This window comes from Nocardia alni (assembly GCF_019038435.1).
In the GTDB taxonomy this organism is placed as follows: Bacteria; Actinomycetota; Actinomycetes; order Mycobacteriales; family Mycobacteriaceae; genus Nocardia; species Nocardia alni.
Window position 1 is genome coordinate 1 of the sequence record NZ_JAGPOX010000332.1, and the last position, 524, is coordinate 524.

Genomic DNA, 524 nt, shown 5'->3' on the forward strand with positions numbered 1-524 from the left:
GAAGCCAGTGGCCTAACCCTTGTGGAGGGAGCTGTCGAAGGTGGGATTGGCGATTGGGACGAAGTCGTAACAAGGTAGCCGTACCGGAAGGTGCGGCTGGATCACCTCCTTTCTAAGGAGCACTTCTCCATGACACTCCACACAGGTGGATGTGGTTGTGGCAGAGACCGTTTGAGTCCTCATCTGTGGGACCACGGACGCTCATGGGTGGAACACTGACTGACTTCATCACATCAATCGAGGCTGTGTCCTCGGTGGTGGTGGATATATCGGCACACTGTTGGGTCCTGAGAGAACACGCGAGTGTTTCTTTCTAGGCAAATAGACGACGAGACTGAATCCTCAGTCATACCGCGGAGCGTGCTCTGGTCTGGTGCTGGATTTCGGGTTTGGTTTTGTGTGTTGTTTGAGAACTGCACAGTGGACGCGAGCATCTTTGTTTGTAAGTTTTTAAGGGCGTACGGTGGATGCCTTGGCACCAGGAGCCGATGAAGGACGTAGGAGGCTGCGATAAGCCTCGGGGA

Annotated in this window: 2 rRNA genes; both read left to right on the forward strand. The window is 54.2% G+C overall.

Annotated elements, in window-relative coordinates:
• Positions 1 to 112 (forward strand): 16S ribosomal RNA (locus JZ791_RS44195); the annotation flags it as partial.
• A gap of 328 nt (positions 113 to 440) precedes the next feature.
• Positions 441 to 524: ribosomal RNA gene (locus JZ791_RS44200) — 23S ribosomal RNA — on the forward strand; the annotation flags it as partial.